At 41.3% G+C, this 17,961-nt stretch carries 14 protein-coding genes and 1 pseudogene; 10 read left to right on the top strand and 5 right to left on the bottom strand.

Annotation, left to right across the window (positions count from 1 at the left end; all coding sequences use genetic code 11):
• The first annotated feature begins 3 nt into the window (after positions 1-3).
• Both ACOOEY_RS07625 and ACOOEY_RS07620 read left to right on the top strand, forming a co-directional pair.
• The gene (locus tag ACOOEY_RS07625) at positions 4-1,161 is read left to right on the top strand and encodes a DUF4221 family protein (protein ID WP_420388070.1); all 1,158 of its coding nucleotides are present in this window, start codon (positions 4-6) and stop codon (positions 1,159-1,161) included.
• Positions 1,154-1,597 carry a hypothetical protein gene (locus ACOOEY_RS07620; protein WP_420388069.1) on the top strand — a complete coding sequence of 148 codons (444 nt, stop codon included), beginning with the start codon at positions 1,154-1,156 and terminating at the stop codon, positions 1,595-1,597. The genes ACOOEY_RS07625 and ACOOEY_RS07620 overlap by 8 nt, the downstream gene beginning before the upstream one ends.
• Here the strand turns inward: ACOOEY_RS07620 and crcB are convergent.
• The 4 genes from crcB to ACOOEY_RS07600 are packed head-to-tail and all read right to left on the bottom strand — an operon-like array spanning position 1,594 to position 5,503.
• Positions 1,594-1,968: a fluoride efflux transporter CrcB gene (gene crcB, locus ACOOEY_RS07615; protein WP_420388068.1), complete on the bottom strand. Its 375-nt coding sequence runs from the start codon at positions 1,966-1,968 to the stop codon at positions 1,594-1,596. The genes ACOOEY_RS07620 and crcB overlap by 4 nt on opposite strands.
• On the bottom strand, positions 1,965-2,366 hold the full coding sequence (locus ACOOEY_RS07610; RefSeq protein WP_420388067.1) for a hypothetical protein: 402 nt from the start codon (positions 2,364-2,366) through the stop codon (positions 1,965-1,967). Before ACOOEY_RS07610 ends, crcB begins: the two co-directional genes overlap by 4 nt.
• Positions 2,367-2,401: 35 nt before the next feature.
• Entirely contained in the window at positions 2,402-3,001 is a 600-nt protein-coding gene (locus ACOOEY_RS07605) for an ACP phosphodiesterase (protein ID WP_420388645.1), read from the bottom strand.
• A 24-nt stretch (positions 3,002-3,025) separates the two neighbouring features.
• Complete coding sequence (locus tag ACOOEY_RS07600) at positions 3,026-5,503, bottom strand: DUF5916 domain-containing protein (RefSeq protein WP_420388066.1); 2,478 nt, start codon at positions 5,501-5,503, stop codon at positions 3,026-3,028.
• A gap of 284 nt (positions 5,504-5,787) precedes the next feature.
• Between ACOOEY_RS07600 and ACOOEY_RS07595 the strand changes: the two genes are divergently transcribed.
• On the top strand, positions 5,788-6,471 hold the full coding sequence (locus ACOOEY_RS07595) for a class I SAM-dependent methyltransferase (RefSeq protein WP_420388065.1): 684 nt from the start codon (positions 5,788-5,790) through the stop codon (positions 6,469-6,471).
• Positions 6,472-6,546: 75 nt separating this feature from the next.
• The gene (locus ACOOEY_RS07590) at positions 6,547-7,824 is read left to right on the top strand and encodes an amidohydrolase family protein (RefSeq protein WP_420388064.1); all 1,278 of its coding nucleotides are present in this window, start codon (positions 6,547-6,549) and stop codon (positions 7,822-7,824) included.
• 20 nt (positions 7,825-7,844) lie between these two features.
• On the opposite strand, the gene ACOOEY_RS07585 is transcribed toward ACOOEY_RS07590, so the two are convergent.
• Positions 7,845-8,363, bottom strand: coding sequence for a DUF4924 family protein (locus ACOOEY_RS07585; protein WP_420388063.1), 519 nt, complete (start codon positions 8,361-8,363; stop codon positions 7,845-7,847).
• A 177-nt stretch (positions 8,364-8,540) separates the two neighbouring features.
• Here ACOOEY_RS07585 and lepA point away from each other — a divergent pair, with 177 nt between their 5' ends.
• The 6 genes and pseudogenes from lepA (at position 8,541) to ACOOEY_RS07555 (ending at position 17,959) form a co-directional block, all read left to right on the top strand.
• Positions 8,541-10,328 (top strand): translation elongation factor 4, encoded by a 1,788-nt coding sequence (lepA, locus tag ACOOEY_RS07580; protein ID WP_420388062.1) that lies wholly within the window; start codon positions 8,541-8,543, stop codon positions 10,326-10,328.
• Between the two features lie 56 nt (positions 10,329-10,384).
• Positions 10,385-10,720, top strand: a pseudogene (locus tag ACOOEY_RS07575) (four helix bundle protein); the annotation flags it as partial.
• A gap of 30 nt (positions 10,721-10,750) precedes the next feature.
• On the top strand, positions 10,751-11,626 hold the full coding sequence (gene folD, locus ACOOEY_RS07570) for a bifunctional methylenetetrahydrofolate dehydrogenase/methenyltetrahydrofolate cyclohydrolase FolD (protein ID WP_420388061.1): 876 nt from the start codon (positions 10,751-10,753) through the stop codon (positions 11,624-11,626).
• 122 nt (positions 11,627-11,748) lie between these two features.
• Positions 11,749-12,378: a 7-carboxy-7-deazaguanine synthase QueE gene (locus ACOOEY_RS07565; protein WP_420388060.1), complete on the top strand. Its 630-nt coding sequence runs from the start codon at positions 11,749-11,751 to the stop codon at positions 12,376-12,378.
• A gap of 2 nt (positions 12,379-12,380) precedes the next feature.
• Positions 12,381-14,228 (top strand): OmpA family protein, encoded by a 1,848-nt coding sequence (locus ACOOEY_RS07560; protein ID WP_420388059.1) that lies wholly within the window; start codon positions 12,381-12,383, stop codon positions 14,226-14,228.
• Positions 14,229-14,893: 665 nt separating this feature from the next.
• Entirely contained in the window at positions 14,894-17,959 is a 3,066-nt protein-coding gene (locus ACOOEY_RS07555) for a SusC/RagA family TonB-linked outer membrane protein (RefSeq protein WP_420388058.1), read from the top strand.
• Positions 17,960-17,961: the final 2 nt, after the last annotated feature.

Raw genomic sequence — 17,961 nt, 5'->3', positions numbered from 1 at the left:
AGGATGATCAAGTACTATTATTCAATAGCACTGGGAGTCCTTCTTTTTTCGTGTAGTAGTGAGCATTCAATTAGTTCGAATGGTCACTACTCACTCGAAAACTATAAAGAAGGAGACGTGGTATTTAATCTCGATGAGTATACTTCTTTCCATTTACGCAGCATACGTTATCTATATGATCAATCAGGAGAAGAGTTTCTTTATCTGCTCAATGACCAGAACAACAGTATCTATCGATACTCTTTAGCAGATTCAAACTACACCCATCGGGTGAAATTTCCAATCGATGGTCCCCTGGGGGTAGGACAGCTTAATGGCTTTGATATTAAAGGTCCTGACAGCTTATTTCTTCTGGCCAGATATGATTACAAACTCAGTCTGGTGGTTAACCCATTAGATTCTGTCAGAAAGGTCACGGTCTATAAGTTGATAGACTCAAAAGCCGATATGGACATGACGGCCTATGCTGATACTTATGCACCTATGTACTTGGAGGGTGATACGCTCAATATTTTATCTGTTCCATTCTTTTACGTTCAATCCAAAAGCTACTATGAAGCGGGGAATTGCCTGGTCAGGCTCAATCTGAGCGATTCAGCTATAAGCAAGGTAAACCTGTATAGTGATCTTTACAGGAATAGATATACACCTTATTATGCCCGGGCAAGCACCACTAAGAACAAAGCAGGTGAAGTGATTATAAGCCTACCGGCTGACCCTTATTTATATCGCTATGATTCACATTATAATTGGATTGGGAAGTCTTTATCGGTTACACCGACAGTACCTGAGATTAAAGCCTTTAGGGGAGAGTTTATAATGGAAGAAGAATTGATCCATATGTATCAAAATACCCGATACATATCTATACAGTATGATCCTTTTAGAGAAGTTTACTATCGGATTGCTGAACTGCCCAACAGGCAGGCATTGTCGAAGGGAGATAGGAAATATTATTCTTTAAGGTCTTTTGCCGTCATTATTTATGATAAGGATTTAAACATAATTGGCGAGCAAATATTACCACCACATTACATGATAGAGATGCTATTCGTAGGAAAAAGGGGTTTATACCTTGGTCAGCCAGTAGGCACAAGTAGTGGGGTCGATGAAAACAAAGTTAGGTTCGTGTGCTTTCAATTGACCAATAAAAATGAATAAACGTCTGTTGTTATTATTACTGCTTCTTTGTTTCGGTTGCCGGAGTAATCCTATCAAAGAAGATACGGCATGCAATCCACCGGAGTTGAGCACCAAGAGTTACGATTTTGTTATTCATTTACCATTGGAGGGTTGTAGTCCGTGTATTGGCAAGACCATTGATTTTATAAAGGACAATGCCGATGCAGCAAATCTCGGAGTGATTTTGCACGCGAGTTTACAGAAGCAGAAGGAGGTTTTGAAAAGAGAGTATTTTCAAAACATTGATTTTGTTAAGGTAGGTACTGCTTCCACTTTGCAAGTGGATGGATTTCCTCAACTGCTTATAAAAACCAGAGATCAGTGTGAAAAGCTGGTCTTAGATGCTTCTAATCTTGAACTGGAATTGGGTAAGCTGAAATTGAAACTTGAAAGGAATAAGGATGGGATAGACTAAGACTTTCCGAGTTTGAGCCCAACATAAGCCAGGGCCATACCTACCATGACACTGAGGCCTATATAAATGATGGCCTGTACTGGTTTGTGATCGAGCATGAGGCCATCGCTCTGCATAGCGAAGGTAGAAAACGTAGTAAATCCACCACAGAATCCGGAAATGAGCAGGAGGTTGGTAGTCTCAGTCAGGTATTTTTCATTTTCTACCCAGCCCATAAAAAGGCCAATGAGAAAACAACCCATCATATTCACCACAAAGGTTCCATAGGGGGTAATATGGTCGAATTGCTTATGAATGGTCTCCTGAATGAGATAGCGCAGGGCGCTTCCAACGCCACCACCAAGGGCCACTATAAGCAAGTTACGCATCATTCTTTCACCTCAAGTTTAGGGGCTTTTCTTTTAATGTACTTATATACTTTGTCATACTCACTGTTTTCCTGGTTAGTGATTTTGACAAAGCCCTTGTTGTTAAATACCAGCTTGAGTTCTCTGAACTGAGTCTTATTTGTTTCAATGACTACTTCCTGCCAGGCGCCCAGTTCTTTAATACCCTGAACCGATTTGAAAAAACGAAATGGATAGTACACATGAACCTGATCATGGCTAATCTTTATTACCTTATAATTGAAGAGGAGCTTGTAAATGAGAATAGAGGTGCACAGTAAAAGTATACCCAGTACAATGTATTTCCAGGTGGCAGGTTCGGCCAAAACCTGACGCATAAAATAAAGGGAGCCCATACCGCATATCAGAGTGGAGGCCGTCAAGGCAAAAATCGTTTGACGCTTTGGGCGGGAAATAATCATAGCTTCGAAATAATCAAATCTTCACGGAATTGAGAAATGTGAGCCTGAATTTCAATGAAGAACTGCCTGAATTCTTCTTCGAAGCTTTCATAATGCATGATTAGGTCCTGAATGGCCAGCTCCAGTCCTGAATCGAACTTGGTCCTTCTCGAAAGTCCGGTGAGTGATCTGTGAATTCCTTCTTTTCTGGCATAATTAGTCAACCAGTCGCCTTTGATCATGTAGGGTAGCATGTTTTGACCTTTTGGAGGAATCAAGTCCATATGGTTTTGCAACAACTCATATTTCTCCTGTGCATAAGTCTTTAATGGAACCGGGTGATAGTCTTGAAAGTGAATGGCCAGAAAATGATCATAATACATGTCTACAATGACACCCGAATAGTGCCTGTATTTATCCCTAAGCTTGTCCTTACTTTGGTTAACTATAGCGTGATTATCAGTGTAGGAATCAATTTCTCGATGAAGAATGATGCCCTTGGCTACGAGATCCGGCAAATGATCTAAGCGGCTTCCCTTTACAAAGTCTCCCATAAAATTGCCAACTGCAATCTGGTCATGTTCACCTGAAAGGTATAGATGGGCTAGGAAATTGATGACTTATGCTTTTTCTTCTGCCGCTTACTTGCGAAAGAGGTTTCTGATTTTAAGATAGTCAACAAAGTACACCATTCTAATAGTTATGGTGTCAAAGTTTGGCGCTGAGAATGTATTTCCGAAGTTATTGAAGAAATCCAGCTGAGTATTCAGGTCATCAGTACCGATGGCTCGTTTCCAGATGATTCTAATTTCACTTCCGGGACGGAACTGCCAGTTATACTCCATATCAATATTAAACTGGTTGAAGTTCCTGTCGTGCCGAGGATTCCCTGTGTCGGCATCAATACCATCGTAGGTAGTGTCAATCAATCGATCATCTTCTGTCAACTCAAGGAAGTCACTATATTCCACTCTACTCCAATAATGTCTCATTCTGAAGGTGAGTCCCATACGATTCGTGAAAATATAACTGGATGAAAGTGTGTTAGTGAGATTTTTCACATCTCGGACTCCCAGAATAACACTCTCCAGAGCTCCTGAGTTATCGTACAGTCGGGTAGCATACCCTCTTTCTTTTGTTCTGTAAGAGAAGTCTATGTTGTGATCCAGTTCTATTCTTGAACCAATTCTTAATCGACCTGACACATTCATGAATCTGTCTGTCTGATCCCAGTCAGGTCTTTTCCAATATCTACCTCTTAAAGACAGTCTGAAGTTTTTACGTCCATCTGTCCCCAGACGGCCTCCGATGGAATAGCTTTCAGGTCTTTTGAATACATAACCAAATACCCTGGATTCAAAGAAGTCATTTGAGGTGGTAGGGTTGGCATTGCCATCAATAGAGAAGTTCCAGAAGTTCCTTAATGTACCGGAGAAACCACCACTAATCTGGAATTCGGAGAACATGTCAGGATCAAAAAGCTTATTATGCTCCAACTCTATACGGTACCTATAGTCATTGAATGCCCCTTTTGGCTGGAACTGGTTGTATGACATTTCGAGTCGGTGATCTATTCTGTTAGCCCTACGTTGGAAACCCAGGTCATTGATGTCATAATCGTCAGATTCAACATTACGGCTCAAATCAAACTGGAAATTCCCTCGTGTTTTTGAGAATCTTAGATTGTACTTAAAACCAGTTTTATTGCTGTTGGCACCAGTTTCCAATCCGTGCGAAGTAATATGGCTGTAGGCGTAAAAACCTCTTAATCTCCAGGTGAGCGTTTGATCATTGAGATTGAAATTAACGCCTGTTACATTAGCATCATCAGCATTCTTTCCTCTCCAGACATTGGTGTTGGTTAGTGTTACACTGGAGTTGTTTTTCAGGTTCTGATCAAGCACCAATACATTGAAGTTAGTGAGAGGGTCGGCCTCTACTTCCCTTCTCTCACCAGTTTCATCATTTTCTACGGAAACAAAGGTTCTGTCCGTGACTGCATTAAAAAAGCCAATGCCTAAACCTCCATTAGTTCTACCGGTAATCTTCGAGGCATTGATAAGTTGGGCTGCCTGAGGTCTTGAAACGATGCTTTCATTATCTGCCAGTTCTTCTGAAACATGTCCGAAAGTCGCACCAATCCGTCTCGAATAGAATAAGCCGGCTTTATTGAATAACTCAACACCCTCCGTAAAGAACTGCCGGTTTTCATTAAATCTTACTTCAAAAGGAGACAGGTTCAATACCTGATTGTCGGAACGCACACCGCTAAAATCAGGAATCAACGTTGCGTCAAGCGTAAAAGCATCATTAATACCGTACTTAATATCCATACCACCGTTCAACTGAGGGGTTACAAAACCCGTTTCAGTAGATCTGCTGACGACTGTTGAGATGTAAGGATAGAAGAATAACCTTGTGGGAGTTTCAATATTTCTTAAATCAGTGACAACACCCGACTGGTTGAGATACCCATCAATTTGAGGATCAATTGGGTTCCAGAATGAGTCTTCATTCAGGAAGGTAGACTTTCTCATAAAGTTGATGCCCCATTCCTGAATATCCTTTGAGTTAAATCTCAAAACAGCATAAGGGATTTTATACTCTACAGTCCAGTGATCTTCATTAATCTGGGTATTTGAAAGCCAGACAGCATTCCAGTCATTGTCATTTCGCCAGATGCGCTCGTTTCCACCATTGGAGTATAGCGCATCATATTGTACACCTGCCACGGTAACAAAGAGTCCCACACCATTAAGTCCTGCTTTAAAAGGATCTATAGTAACTCCGAAATAGTCAGAGTTTCCAATATTATCCCTGTTAGTAAGAAGGTCGAAGATTTGATCTCTCTGCTCATAGATTTTGGCTGCCACATAGATAGCCTCATCATCATAGATAAAACGAACTTCAGTTTTTCTTTCTGATGGAGCTCCTGGATCAGGTCTTCTTTGCACAAAGTCCGAAAGTATGGGAGCATTCTGCCATGATGCCTCGTCAAAAACACCATCGACTTTTATTTTGTCTGTTGCACGCACAGCCTTGAAGCTCTTCTTCTGAGACTGAGCGTAATTAATGTTTACAATTAGTAGTAGTGATAGTAAAAGAAGCGTTCCTCTCATTTCGGGCAACAATATTCCAATGTATGAACACACAAACCTCGTTATTGTTGGGCTGCTACCGAATTACAATTATCAAATTGGTCGATTTTGGGTTTGAATGGTTGCCGTTCATGTAAGTATCTGTAATACTGATATTTACCTAATATAATGTAGGTGTTAAATAGTCTTAATAAATCGATTGTCATAAGTTCCGTCAAGGGGCTTAAATGGTGGTTTTAAATTGCCTTTGCAGAATATTATTTGGTGAAGTATGCTGTTGAAAATTACTATGTTTGAGCCTCGAAATGAAAGACCCTTACAATACCGCATTATCTGAATTTTATTCAGGGAAGACTGAAGATGGATTATGGCTGAACACCTCTTATGGAGAACCTGAAGAGATGCCACTCTGGTACTTCTTTAGATCTTATGACGAAATGCCTGATCTGGAAAAAATGGCCTTAAGTGTTTGTGAAGGAAGAGTTCTGGATGTGGGATCCGGCACCGGCTGTCATGCATTGATCCTTCAACAATTCGGAAATGACGTGATGGCCATTGATACCTCTGAAGAGGCTGTAGCCATTATGAAGGATTCGGGTTTGAAGGAGGCGTATGTCAAAGATTACTTTAAACTGAAAGACCAGAAGTTCGATACGCTCCTGTGCTTAATGAATGGCATTGGTTTCATTGGTAAGCTCAATAAGCTAGAGGCATTTTTGAATAAGGCTGATGAACTTCTGAATGAAGAAGGTCAGATCATTTTCGATTCAAGCGATATCTCCTACCTCTATGAAGAGGCCAAACCAAGTGATCATTACTATGGGGAGGTCAGCTTTCAGTACGAGTACAAGGAACAAAAAGGGGAATGGTTCGATTGGGTATACATTGATCACCAGATCTTAACCGAAACTGCAGATAAATTGGGTTGGTACACCTACATCTTACACCAGGAGAATGATCAGTATTTGGCTCGTCTGATAAGAAAGTAAGCCAGACGATCAGTAGGATAGAAGACTTCTTGTTGACAGACTAATTTCTATATTTAAGGATCAAACAAGTCTCCTATGAAAAGAATATTCATTGCCTTATTGCTCATTTTCAGTGTTTCAACAGTTTTTGCTCAAAAGAAGCTCATTCATTGTGGTAAGCTAGTCGATGTTAACTCCGGGCAGGTGCTCAAGGAAATGACTATTGTAGTAGAAGGCAACAAAATTGTTGCCGTAAACAATGGATACACCAGGGCTTCAAACGGAGATGAAGTAATTAATCTGAAAGATAAAACAGTAATGCCTGGCCTCATGGATATGCATGTACATATTGAGAGCCAAAGCAGTCCTAACTCTCAGATTGAGAGATACACTCTGAACCCTGCTGATATTGCTTACAATGCCCAGGTATATGCCGAAAGAACGCTTATGGCAGGCTTTACTACAGTAAGAGATTTGGGAGGAAGCGGTGTGAACGTTTCGCTTCGCAAAGCCATTGATGCCGGCAAAGTAGTAGGTCCGAAGATATTCACAGCTGAAAAAACCATTGCCACCACTGGTGGTCATGGCGACCCAACCAATGGTGGACGTGCAGACCTGATTGGAGATCCGGGGCCTAAAGATGGGGTAATCAACAGTTATGATGATGCCAAGAAGGCTGTTCGTCAGCGATATAAAAATGGTGCTGATGTTATTAAAATAACCTCAACAGGAGGTGTGCTTTCTGTAGCCAAAGATGGTCAGGGTCCGCAATTTCAAATGGACGAACTAAAGGGGATTGTAGAAACAGCTAAAGAATATGGTTTTGTCACTGCAGCACATGCCCATGGCGATGAAGGGATGTACAGAGCAGTAGCTGCCGGTATCACCAGCATTGAACACGGCACCTTTATGAGTGAGAGAACCATGGAAAAAATGATTGAAATGGGTACTTATTATGTGCCAACCATTTCAGCAGGAAAGTTTGTGGTGGAGAAAGCACAGATACCGGGTTATTTTCCACCAGTTGTTGTACCCAAAGCACTGGAAGTAGGCCCACAAATACAGGAAACCTTTGGCAAAGCTTATCAGAAGGGTGTGAAGATTGCCTTTGGTACCGATGCCGGTGTCTTCCCTCATGGTGATAATGGGAAAGAATTCATCTATATGGTTGAAGCGGGAATGAAGCCTTTGGAAGCCATTCAGGCCGCCACTAAAACTGCTGCTGAGTTACTCAGAATATATGATGTGGTTGGTTCTTTGGAAGCAGGTAAACTAGCCGATATAGTGGCTGTAGATGGAGATCCCACTGAGAATATCGAGACCATGACCGAAGTGACTTTTGTAATGAAAGGCGGGAAGGTGTTTAAGCAGTAAGTTATTGAACGGAATTATTCTTAACGCTTTTGAGCAGAGAGAAAAGAAAGCACGTTGCCGAAATGTTCTATTTGATCCATAGTTTCCTGGGGAACCTCTTTCCCATTCATTCGGGCAATGAGTAAACCAAGCACACCATTCAGGCAGGCCTGGATTGGGTTTGTGATTAATCCTTCGGAAGCCTGAATATTTTCTCTGATAGCAGGTCTGGCAGCATTGAATATGACCTGATAGTCTTCGTTTTCAACCAGAAGCTTCATGCTTAGGTCAGTCAACTGTTGAACTTCATCCTGAACATAAGATAAGTGCCCTTCGTTTTCCAGGCCTTCAGTTTTCATCTGATCAATTATCTGTGCATACCATTCAAGGGCAGCTTCTCTTTTTTCTTCACTCAGTTTTTCGGCAGGGATGTTTCCGAATACATGGATTTTGATTTTTTCAATGTCGAAATCAAAATTCCTTACCAGCATTTCTGTTTGGTACATATAGATGATGTACTCCGAGATATTTTCCTGTTTTTTCTTTTCGGCCAAAAGCATGGGGCAAAACTATGTAATCTAATCTAAAAATGAAGCCAGTTGACCCGTCTGACTTTATGAACTGTTAACATACAGTCCTTGTGTTTGTTAGTTTAAATAGTCTTGTAAAATGTGTAAGCAACAACATCATAGAATTGCATCACTTTTTTCTATTTTTGCGGTTCGTTTAAGAGGTATATGAAGAGAATTCGGAATTTCTGCATTATTGCGCATATCGATCATGGTAAAAGTACATTGGCTGACAGACTACTGCAGCACACGGGTACAGTGAGCGATCGTGAAATGCAAGATCAGTTGTTGGACGATATGGATTTGGAGCGTGAGAGAGGGATTACCATCAAGTCACACGCTATCCAAATGAACTATAATTATAAAGGAGAGGAATATGTGCTTAACCTGATCGACACTCCAGGTCACGTAGACTTTTCCTATGAAGTGTCAAGGTCTATTGCGGCTTGTGAAGGTGCTTTACTTATAGTTGATGCTTCACAAGGTGTGGAGGCCCAGACCATTTCTAACCTCTACCTGGCTTTGGAACATGATCTGGAAATTATTCCTGTGCTCAACAAAATAGATCTTCCGGGTGCCATGCCCGATGAAATGACTGACCAGGTAGTTGAACTACTCGGTTGCGATAGAGAAGATATCATTTTAGCCAGTGGTAAGGCAGGTATTGGAATCGATGAGATTTTAGAGGCCATTGTTGAAAAGATACCAGCTCCTCAGGGAGACCCTGAAGAACCTCTTCAGGCCATGATTTTCGATTCTGTTTTTAATTCATTCAGGGGAATCGAGGTGATCTTCCGTGTTTTCAACGGAACGATTAAAAAAGGAGATAAGGTAAAGTTCGTGAATACGGGCAAGACTTACGATGCCGATGAAATTGGTATTCTTAAGCTTAAGCAATCTCCCCAGCAGGAAATTCAGGCCGGAAATGTTGGTTATCTAATCTCAGGTATCAAAGTGGCCAAAGAGGTGAAAGTGGGTGATACCATTACCCATGTGGACCGGCCCACCCAAAGAATGGTGAAAGGCTTTGAAGATGTAAAGCCTATGGTTTTTGCCGGTATTTATCCGGTAGACACGCAAGACTTCGAAGAGCTGAGAGCCTCAATGGAGAAGCTACAGCTAAATGATGCTTCTTTGGTATGGGAGCCTGAAACATCGGCAGCCCTTGGTTTTGGTTTTCGTTGCGGATTTCTGGGGATGTTACACCTGGAAATTGTTCAGGAGCGCCTGGAGCGTGAATTTGACATGACCGTGATTACTACGGTACCATCAGTGCAGTTTCACGCCATCATGAATGATGGAGAAGTCAGAAAAATCAATGCCCCTTCTGAAATGCCAGAGCCCAATAAAATGGCTCACATGGAAGAACCTTTCATTAGAGCTCAGATTATTACCAAGTCAGAGTATGTAGGTGCTATTATGGGGCTTTGCATGGAAAAGCGGGGTATTATCAAGAACCAGGTATATCTGACTTCAGATCGAGTAGAGCTCTCTTTTGAGATGCCGCTGGCCGAGATTGTTTTCGACTTCTTCGATAAGTTGAAGACCCTTTCTCGTGGATATGCTTCACTGGACTATGAACTGATTGGTTTCAGACAGTCCAACATGGTGAAACTGGATATCCAATTGAATGGAGATAAAGTAGATGCACTTTCTGCGATTGTACATAGAGATAAGGCCTACGAATGGGGTAAGAGACTTTGTGAAAAGTTGAAAGACCTGATTCCAAGACAGATGTTTGAAATTGCGGTTCAGGCATCTATAGGCACAAAAATTATTGCCAGAGAAACGGTAAAAGCCATGCGTAAAAACGTATTGGCTAAGTGTTATGGAGGTGATATTACCAGAAAGCGAAAGCTTTTGGAGAAACAGAAAAAAGGTAAAAAGAGAATGCGTCAGGTAGGTAATGTGGAGATTCCACAGGAAGCCTTCATGGCGGTTTTGAAGTTAGATTAAATAGGCAATAGTGCTTGGTGCATAGTGAATGAAGACCATATTACGATTTAGATGTTTGGAAAAAATCTCGTGAATTGGTTTCTAAAACTTACGATGTACTAAAGAATTTTCCTGAATTGGAAAAATATGCACTGACGAGTCAAATTCGAAGAGCGGCTATTTCCATACCTTCAAATATTGCTGAGAGTATAGGAAGACAACATGATGATGAAAGAATTCAGTTTCTTTATATAGCCAGGGGTTCGTTATATGAATCAGAGACTCAATTGTTCCTATCTTTTGATCAGGCTTATCTTGAGGAAGGTAATCTCAATTTTTTGCTTGATTTGATAACAGAATGTAAAAAGTTGATTCACGGGTATGTGAATTATCTCAAAAGAAATAAGAACTAATTATTGACTAAGCACTAGGCACTAAGAACTATGAAGCTACTAGACGGAAAAGCTACCGCCCAATCGATTAAAGATGAACTGGCAGAAAAAGTAAGTGAAATCAAGTCGAAAGGGGGAAAGGTCCCTCATCTGGCTGCCGTATTGGTGGGAGAAGATGGAGCCAGCAAGACCTACGTCAATGCCAAAGTAAAAGCTTGTGAGGCTATTGGTTTTGGATCGACATTGATTCATCTGCCAGAAGAAACTTCAGAAGAAGAAGTAATGGCTACGGTTCAGCGTCTGAATAATGATCCCGAGATAGATGGGTTCATCGTACAGGTTCCATTGCCCAGGCAAATTGATGAACAAAAGGTAGTAGAGGCTATTCTTCCTGAAAAGGATGTTGATGGTTTCCATCCGTCCAACCTGGGTAAGATGTTATTAGATCTTCCTACACTTCTGCCTGCAACGCCAAAGGGTATGATGTTGCTGATGGAAAGAAACGGTATTGAAACGTCAGGGAAGCATTGTGTGGTAATTGGGAGAAGTCATACGGTAGGAACACCCATTAGTGTTCTCATGTCCAGAAACGCAAACCCGGGAAATGCTACTGTTACACTTTGCCACAGTAGAACAAAGGATTTGCCAGAAGTAACCAGGCAGGCAGATATTCTAATAGTGGCCATAGGAAGAGAAGGCTTTGTAACCGGTGATATGGTGAAAGAAGGAGCTGTTGTTATCGATGTGGGTATTCACCGAGTGCCGTCTACCGAAACGAAGTCAGGGTTCAAATTGAAAGGCGATGTCAGGTTCGATGAGGTAGCACCTAAATGTAGCTACATTACACCAGTACCTGGAGGTGTGGGTCCGATGACTATAGCCTCTTTACTTTGGAACACTTACCTGGCCAATCAGAAGTTAGTTTAAAACTTTCTCTCAACCGTCATTCCCGCGCAGGCGGGAATCCTTCTTTGGAAAGGATAGAAGGGATGAGGCGCGGTTAGATTGAATAAATCAGCAGTTTCAACACCTGCTATAAAAAATTGATTATGACAGAAAACAAACAAACAGCCGGACTCAACAGCAAGCTTCCCGTAATGGAAGCCTTTTATACCATTCAGGGTGAAGGTCATTTCACAGGTAATGCTGCCTACTTCATCAGACTCGGAGGCTGCGATGTGGGCTGTGTCTGGTGCGATGTTAAGGACAGTTGGGAAGCAGAAAAGTGGCCGTTACAAACAGTGTCACAAATAGTAGAAGGAGTTGCTGAATATAAAAGTAAGTTGGTAGTCATTACCGGAGGCGAACCACTCATGTACCCTCTTGATGAGCTTACTGATTCTTTGAGAGCTAAAGGATTTCATGCCAACATTGAGACCTCTGGAGCTCATCCACTGTCAGGCACCTGGGACTGGATTTGTTTCTCTCCTAAAAAGTTCATGAAGCCAAGAGATGAGTTTTATGAAACGGCTGACGAACTAAAAGTAGTCATCTATAATAAGAGTGATTTCAAATGGGCAGAGGAGCATGCTGCCCTCGTCAGACCTGAGTGCTTATTGTATCTTCAGCCCGAATGGGATAAGTCAGAAACCATGTTGCCACAAATAATAGAGTATGTAAAAGACAACCCCAGATGGAAAATTTCGCTACAAACACATAAGTTTATGCAGATTCCATAGTCTTGAGGTTCTCTTTTATCATATTGCTCCTGTTCGTTTCTTCCCTTTGCTGGGGGCAGGAGCAACTTCACACCAAAAGATCCAGATTGGTTGAAGCATACAATGAAGCCAAAGAATTGGTAGCTGTTGGCAACTTCTACAAGTCAGAAACAATTCTAACCGAGATACTGGATAAGGATGAAAGCTTCGATGAAGCAATAGTTCTTCTGCATGAAGTTTATTTAAAAAGAAGTGAACCTCAGAGAGCTAATGCCATCATTGCTCAATATGCCAAAGAAATTGAGGATGCCTTTTTAGGTAGACTATTAGTGCTACAAGCTAATCATGCTTATCAATCAGGAGATTATCAACAAGCCAATAAGCTTCTCTCTAATATAAAAGGGGATGTTTCGGGGATAGATTCAGTGGGGGTGGAATACTTGAAGCGTTTGGTAAGCTTCTCTATTGATGCAGTTAATAATCCGGAGGAGATTATTTTTGAAAAACTTCCTCAACCGCTTAATAAATTCACTCAACAGTATTTCCCATCGGTTACCGCGCGGGGGCAGCTCGTATTTACTATGAGAGACCAGCTTGGTCGTGGTGACGAAAATCTATATACGAGCCGGCTTGTTGCAGAGGGGCAATGGTCAGAGCCAACGAGTATCTCATTTAATATTAACACGGATCGAAACGAAGGAACGGCTTCAATCTCAGCAGACGGCAAGACGCTGGTCTTCACAAGTTGTAATAGGCCTGACAATATTGGTAGTTGCGACCTCTACATATCCTACCTCATCAATAGCAACTGGACTGAACCTGAACTGTTGGGTGAAGAAGTAAATAGTGAGTCCTGGGATTCTCAGCCATCACTGACTGCCACCGGTAACACACTTTATTTTGTGAGTACCAGAGAAGGAGGTTTTGGAAAGCAGGATATCTGGAAGAGCGAGAAGGTAGCAGGGGAATGGACTCAGGCAATTAACCTGGGAGAACAAGTAAACACGAAGGATGATGATTGCTCCCCTTTTATTTATCTCGATGGAGAGACACTCATTTATTCGAGTCGCGGAAGAATTGGAATGGGGGGGTATGACCTGTTTAAATCAACATTAACAAATAACACATGGTCTGAGCCTGAGAATCTGGGTTATCCTATTAATAATGCGTTCGATCAGATTGGCTATTGTATTTCAGCAGATCAATGGGCCTACTTCTCATCAAGCGATGAAAGTGGTCAGATTTACCTTCAGCGTTTTAAAGTACCGGAAACGCTTGTGCCTGAAGTTAATGCTGTAGAACCTGTTTATGGAAAGGTCATTAGTGCAGTTACAGGTAATCCCTTATCGGCAGAAGTCAGGTTCTTAAATGGGGCAGATACGGTAAGTCAGGAGATAGGCAATGAAGGAGGTGTGTTGCTGGATGAAACTGACTTTGAGTCCATCATTACGATTAAAAGAGGCTACTGGCAAAAGAGAATGAATAGAACTGAATTCCTAAAGGATTCAACAATCAGGTTGGAGCCAATCCAAACAGGAATTAATCTTCTTGAGACTCCCTTAGCATTTGAATTTGATAGCGATATAATACTGCCCGGGGCACATCAGGAATTAAACAGGGTAATAGAGGTATTATCCAGCTACCCGGAAATCTATGTGGAGGTTCAAGGCCATACAGATGCCGTAGGAGGCTCTGACTATAACCAGACCTTATCTGAGCGTAGAGCCAGGGCTGTATTCCAATACATTGCCAGTTACCTGGGAGACACCGGCAGAGTAAGTTGGAAGGGCTATGGAGAAACAAGGCCACGGTCGCAAGACAGGGTAGATAACCGAAGGGTAGAAGTTGTTATCACCGAAGTGGATCACTAAACTGTTCATCTTAATTCAGAATCTGCTGGTTTTGGGCCTGAAGGCCCACCTCTATTCCAACTAGGATTCCCCTCTTCTCTGATTCCGGGGAGTTGTCATCTTCTTTTTTGAGAGTTCAAAAAACTGTTTTCCGGCTGTTGATTTTTATAGAGAGACAGAAAATAGGGCTCTTAGTGTGGACTTTTTTTGAAGGATGGACCCTGATGGGTCTTCAAATGACCAAATAGTTAAAAAAAGTTAAACCAAATTAAATTCTGTGTTTGACCGTGGTTTTTAAAAGCCTGAAATATTTTCGAAAGGCAAAAAAGCCGGAAACCCTTCATTTCTTATTTTTTCTAATCAGGCTTTGGTTAGTGGATAATGTTAAATTATAAATTGGATAAATTACATTATTGGTCTAATTATTGAATTTGAAGGGAATGTTATTTGGTCAAACTTGCGATGTTGCAATCGAATTCTTGCCAATTTTTAAATACCCTTACTCATCAGAAGAAAATTTTTTTTTAACTCTTATATAGGCTCTATTGCCAAAAAATGAAAGGTTTGAGGCTTACGGGAGGGTCTTCATTTTGTTTCGCCTTTATTATTAAAAGATGACATTTTCTTTTATGTTTGGCTTTCTAAACAAACTTTTTACTCATCAATTAAACTAAAACGAAAGCAAAATGAAGAGAATTTTACTGACTTGCGTCTCGTTGATGTTGCTGTTCTTGACAACAGCTGCATTTGCTCAAGACAGGACAGTCTCTGGTAAAGTGACAGGTTCAGATGATGGCCTGCCATTGCCTCAGGTGACTATTCTTGTTAAGGGTACAACCAACGGTACTGCTACTGATTTGGATGGTAACTATAGTCTTACCGTTCCGCAGGGCTCTACCCTTGTGTTTAGATACCTAGGTTATGTTACTCAAGAAATTGTAGTAAGTAACCAAACGGTAGTTAACGTTCAGTTAGCGCCAGATGCGACTTCACTTGGTGAAGTAGTTGTTACTGGTGTTGCTGCAGCGACTCCTGAGAAAAAACTGGCTTTTTCTATTTCTAAAGTAGATGAAGAGCTCATTCAGCAAGTACCACAAGCTAACGCTGGTGCTGCTTTGAGAGGTAAAGTAGCCGGTGTGAAAGTACGTCAGGGAGGTGCTCCTTTGACAACTCCTACTTTCCAAATCAGAGGTGCTGCTCAGTTGAGAACTTCAAACGATCCTCTAATTGTTGTAGATGGTATCTTGATTGAAGGTTCTTTGGCCGATATCAACATGCAAGATGTTGAGAATATTGAAGTACTTAAAGGTGCTTCTGCTGCTTCACTTTACGGTTCACGTGCTGCTAACGGTGTAATTGCTATTACAACCAGAAGAGGTAACAAAAACGCTGTAGGTGAAACTAAGATTAGATTCAGAAATGAGGTAGGGAAAGAATTCTTGTATGCTTCAAGAGCTCCTGAGAAAACTACTTCTCACCACTTCCTGACTAACCCTGATGGTTCTATTCAGGTTAACCCTGATCCAAACGGTTTCGGTCTTGGTGTTGATGATCCGGATTTGTTGCAAGACAACCCACTTCCTCAGGTAATTGATCACCTTGATCAGTTCTTCAAAGGAAATACTTTCTGGACTTCTTACCTTCAGGTAACTTCAAACTATGGTAATGGTAACATTGCTGCTTCATTTGAAAATACTTTGAATGGTGGTGTAGTTCCAATGAACGATGGTGGTTCTCGTCAAAACTTGAGAGTTAACCTTGATCAAAACATTACTGATAAATTGAAACTTTCTGTTTCAACCCTTTATGGTATCAGAAAATTAGATCAAAACTATGCTGGTGGATTGGGTACTAGAGGTACTTTAAGAAATTTGTTCATGATGGACCCTTCTGCTGACCTTTATGAGGATAACGTGGATGGAACTCCTTACAGATGGAATGTTAACAAATTCGGTAACTCAGAAGGTAACCCGCTTTACACTTTGAGCAGACTGGACAGAACATTCGAACAACACAGATTCTTGGCAAACTTGAGATTGAACTATGAAATCGTTGATGGTTTAACTCTTGAATATGCTGCTTCATTGGATAGAAGCCAGTCTCAGAACTACTCTTACCTTCCTAAAGGTCACTTAGACGTTTCTGCTGGTAACAACCCAGGTTTGGGTCAGAGATCTGATTCATTCGGTACTAACACTGCTATTATCTCTACTACTACTCTATCATATGTTAAGTCTTATGGTGATTTCAACTTGAGATCAAGAGTATTCTATCAGTATGAGGATAACCAAGGTGAGAGCTGGGGACTATCTGCTCAAGATCAGTCTGCTGCTGGAATCACAGCTTACAACAACTTTGTAACTACGCTTCCTCTTTCTTCAGGACAGTCTCAAATCACTGCTCATAACTTTGCTGCAGCGATCGCTGGTGACTACCAGAACAAATACATTGCTGACCTTATCGTAAGATATGAAGGTGTGTCATTGTTCGGTGAGGATCAGAGATACCAGACATTCTACAGAGGTTCATTCAACTACAGAATTTCTGAAGATGTTGAAATCCCTGGATTCCAGGAATTGTCAATCAGAGGTTCTTATGGTACTTCTGGTAACAGACCTAACTTCTCTGACCAATACGAAACATTCGGTGTTTCTGCTGGTAACATTTCTGCCAGTGGTTCATTGGGTAACCCTGACTTGAAAAACGCTATCACTACTGAGTATGAAATCTCTTTGAGAGCTGACTTCCTTGACAGATTCTCATTATTGGCTTCTTACTCTAACCAAGAGAACGCTGACCAAATTTTGACTGTACCAGTTTCTGGTGCTGCTTCAGGTGGTTTCAGCTCTCAAATTGCTAATGCCGGTACAGTAGAAAGTAACTCTCTTGAGTTCACTTTAGACTATGAAGCAATCAGATCTGAAGATCTAGGTTTGACTTTCGGTTTAGTTTGGGATAGATATCAAGGTGAGATCACTGAGTTCGACAGAAGAGATCAGGTTGTTGGTTTGAACATCTGGAAAGAAGGTTCTAAAATCGGTGACATCTACGGTGAAGACTTCGCTACTTCATTAGATCAACTTTCTGTTGATGCTAACGGATTTGTATTGAACGATCCATTCAGACAAGATGGTGTGTTGGCTGACTACAGCGTTAACGCTGATGGTTATGTAGTACACACAGCTTCTATCGGAACTGCTCAAGAGTCTGTATTGAGACTTATGGACGAAAATGGTGTGGTATTGAATGACCTTCTTTTAGGTAATGCTACTCCTGACTTCAACCTTGGTTTGAATACTAACTTCAGATATAAAGGTTTGAATGTTTACATGTTGTGGTCATATCAGAGTGGTGGATTGGTGTACAACCAGTCTAGACAGTGGTTGTCTCGTGACTTGGTTGACGTAATGTTCGATCAGGCAGGTAAAGCTGATAGCGAGAAGAAAACTACTGCTTACTACTTGTCTATTTACAACGTAAACAGATCTAACTCTCACTTCCTGGAAGATGCTACTAACCTTAGACTAGCTGAGCTTGCTGTTAACTATAACTTCAGCAAATCTGCTTTGGATAGAATGGGTCTTGGTAACATTTTCAAGAGTGCTAAACTTTCTGTGATTGGTCGTAACCTGTTGTTGATCTCTGATTACACTGGCTTCGATCCTGAGACTGGTAACTTGCAGAGACCTGTTGATGACTTCAACTATCCTCTAGTAAGATCATTCACTGGCTCTTTAGACCTAACATTCTAATA

Source organism: Roseivirga sp. (genome assembly GCF_965216855.1).
GTDB lineage: Bacteria > Bacteroidota > Bacteroidia > Cytophagales > Cyclobacteriaceae > Roseivirga.
Note: the sequence above shows the minus strand (reverse complement) of the source record. Positions and strands in the feature narration are given on the sequence as shown.

Excerpts from the sequence above, each read along its gene's own strand:
- ACOOEY_RS07585 (WP_420388063.1), bottom strand. The coding sequence starts at position 8,363 with ATGCTTTTGGCCGAAAAGAAAAAACAGGAAAATATCTCGGAGTACATC.
- ACOOEY_RS07620 (WP_420388069.1), top strand. The coding sequence starts at position 1,154 with ATGAATAAACGTCTGTTGTTATTATTACTGCTTCTTTGTTTCGGTTGC.
- ACOOEY_RS07600 (WP_420388066.1), bottom strand. The coding sequence starts at position 5,503 with ATGAGAGGAACGCTTCTTTTACTATCACTACTACTAATTGTAAACATT.
- ACOOEY_RS07595 (WP_420388065.1), top strand. The coding sequence starts at position 5,788 with ATGAAAGACCCTTACAATACCGCATTATCTGAATTTTATTCAGGGAAG.
- ACOOEY_RS07555 (WP_420388058.1), top strand. The coding sequence starts at position 14,894 with ATGAAGAGAATTTTACTGACTTGCGTCTCGTTGATGTTGCTGTTCTTG.
- lepA (WP_420388062.1), top strand. The coding sequence starts at position 8,541 with ATGAAGAGAATTCGGAATTTCTGCATTATTGCGCATATCGATCATGGT.
- crcB (WP_420388068.1), bottom strand. The coding sequence starts at position 1,968 with ATGATGCGTAACTTGCTTATAGTGGCCCTTGGTGGTGGCGTTGGAAGC.
- ACOOEY_RS07590 (WP_420388064.1), top strand. The coding sequence starts at position 6,547 with ATGAAAAGAATATTCATTGCCTTATTGCTCATTTTCAGTGTTTCAACA.
- ACOOEY_RS07565 (WP_420388060.1), top strand. The coding sequence starts at position 11,749 with ATGACAGAAAACAAACAAACAGCCGGACTCAACAGCAAGCTTCCCGTA.
- ACOOEY_RS07625 (WP_420388070.1), top strand. The coding sequence starts at position 4 with ATGATCAAGTACTATTATTCAATAGCACTGGGAGTCCTTCTTTTTTCG.
- folD (WP_420388061.1), top strand. The coding sequence starts at position 10,751 with ATGAAGCTACTAGACGGAAAAGCTACCGCCCAATCGATTAAAGATGAA.